This is a genomic window from bacterium (genome assembly GCA_040753555.1).
In the GTDB taxonomy this organism is placed as follows: Bacteria; UBA9089; UBA9088; order UBA9088; family UBA9088; genus JBFLYE01.
Window position 1 is genome coordinate 1 of the sequence record JBFMDZ010000270.1, and the last position, 2,484, is coordinate 2,484.

Here is a 2,484-nt window from a genome sequence, read left to right on the forward strand (position 1 = left end):
GTTGTTCTGTGGTTGGGTCAGAATCAAAGGTATTTCCTGCTAAATCTGTGGCATCGCTTATGCTTAAGGTATGCGTTCCTTGGTATTCCGAATTCCTTGGAATAACAAACTCACCATACCAGGTTGTATTGGTATTTGACCAAGACAAGAATGAGACAGGGTGATTGCTTCCTGTAAAAGATACATTTAAGGGAATTCCTGTATCCATTTCTTCATCAAAGGTAAGCTCAACAAAAAGGTTTCCCTCTCCAATAAATGGATCGGCAATTGTCTCATTTGTTTCATAATCCTTTGAATAGACAACCAAGTAATTTATTATATTCCCCTGGTTATTCTTATCTCCCTTAAGGATTTGTGATTTCTTTATCTTGGGTGGGGTGGTGTCTATTTGGAATTGGTGGCAGGTCTCTATTCCATAAATGACATCATCGTTATCCTTCGTGCCCCTACGCAAATCTCTGCCATCATAGATTCCATCACCATTTGTATCTAATTCTCCATCAGGGCTTTGAGAACTATCATCTTCTGTAAAATTATCATACGCCTTTACAATTACAGTTATAAGTCCATCCCATTTATCACCCTGATTAGAAGGAATGTCTATATAACCATCCCAGGTGTCATTGTCATATAAACTCTTCAGCCAGAATTCGTGGGTAACCTCAACGCAGTCTATACTACCTGGAGGTTTTAACCAAACTTTAGCTCCTGCTGGATGCATCCCTTCAGAAAACCTTATCTTTACCCTTAATCTTCCAGCCTTGGCAGGCTTCTTTTGACAACCAGAGAGGTCTCCGGGGTAGGGAAAATCAATAAAGGGATAGGTTAGATCAGGATATTTGTAGGTATAGATTTCTTCCTTGTCTATTCCTACCTCCCTATTTACCTCAACCTTAAGGATTTTAGGGGCAAGGTATAACCGCATTGTTGGACCATTAAGTTGGGCTTGTAAATTTGGATTAACGCTATTAGCATAGGCAAAAACATAGTGTATAGTGTCATTGTTTTTCTCACCATCCACATCATCCTTTAATCCACCCATGTTGTAAAAGAGGTTTTCGGTATCTTGGCGGTTTTCTAAAACATTGGAGAGGTCTTGATGCCCTAAAAAGTTTCTGGCATTAAAAACATTGGCAAGAAGGGGAAAAGAATTACAACTATTTATAAAAACAATAGATTTATCCTTATGACGGGCTCTTGTTTGAATAAAATGACTTGTTACCCTAATTCCATAATATGTTGGAGTTTCCAGATCATCCTGGACAGGACGAATGTCTTCTCTTGTATATCCCTCCTTTAGATACTTATTAAATTTTTCATCCCGTTTTTCTTTACCATCATCAGTAGGAGGATAAGCTTCAACTAAATATGTATGTGAATGCACAAAGAATATTCCATAGGGACTAGATAAGGCTTTTGTAAATTCATCAAGGGTTGCATCCTCTGGGTCTAAATCTGAGTGGGAGTTAATTTTTACGACAGGGTCGTAGTACTTATGATGATGTTTATCAAATATCTTAACCATCTCATCTTCGCCACCATTACCCAGTGTAAATCTGCAAGGGGCAAAGACAAATGCTTTGCGAGGATCAGGAACCTCTAAGCCATAGAGAGAAAAACTTACAAGCAAGCCCAAAATAATCTTCTTCATTGTTTATTCCTTCCACTCTTTAGGGTCATAGTTATAAAAGACTGACTTTCCAGCATCATCATCCTTCCAAAACAGAAGCATTAACTCCTTTATCTTTTCCTTGTTGCTTAATTTAAGGTTTTCCATAATGTTTATAACAGATTCTTTAATGTTAGAGTAAGAATAAGTTTGATAAGTTTGTGGGGTTCCTCCATAATTAAATACCCAGACACCATTGGCTTTTAAATCTTCTTCGTACCGTTTCTTATATTTAATAGCTGTCTCTAGGCTATCCTTTTTCCGTCTTTCCTTTGCTTTTTTCCGTTCTTCCTCTGTGGGATTAGGATAAGCAAAATTATCTATTGCTGTTGGATATTTCTCATGTTTCCATTTAATAAAAGGACTTTCTGGCATGTCATTATCCCATTCTATTTTTTCTATATCCTCAAATCTTTTTGCAAATTCCAGCAATTTTTTCTTAGCAACTTCTCTACCTTCTTTAGCCTTGACCTCTAAATAATACTCCTTAAGTGCTTTTCCTATTTTGCCCTCTATTTCTCTTTTCTCTTTGTATCGTTTGCGTTCTTCCTCAGTAACAACAACAGTAATTTTGTAATTGGGATTGCTCAAAATAGGATGAACCCGAATTCCGTTAATAAAAACCTCCTCGTCCTTTCTCTCTACATAATATGGTGGCTTAAGCAAATGGCCATAGGCAATTACAGTCCCGCTTCTTATGCCAAGTATGCCTCCTAGAATAGATTTTTTGGGATAAAGGGTTGTCTTGTATAATTTTGCATCGTCTTTTACTATTGAAGGGTCAACACCCAAATCCAACAAATCCAGCTTTCTAA

2 protein-coding genes are annotated in these 2,484 nt (G+C 37.2%); both read right to left on the minus strand.

The window, feature by feature from the left end; genetic code table 11:
- A partial coding sequence (locus AB1630_12325; GenBank protein MEW6104578.1) for a hypothetical protein occupies positions 1-1,651 on the minus strand: 1,651 nt, incomplete at its 3' end.
- A gap of 3 nt (positions 1,652-1,654) precedes the next feature.
- Positions 1,655-2,484 (minus strand): hypothetical protein (locus AB1630_12330; GenBank protein MEW6104579.1); only part of this gene is annotated, 830 nt, incomplete at its 5' end.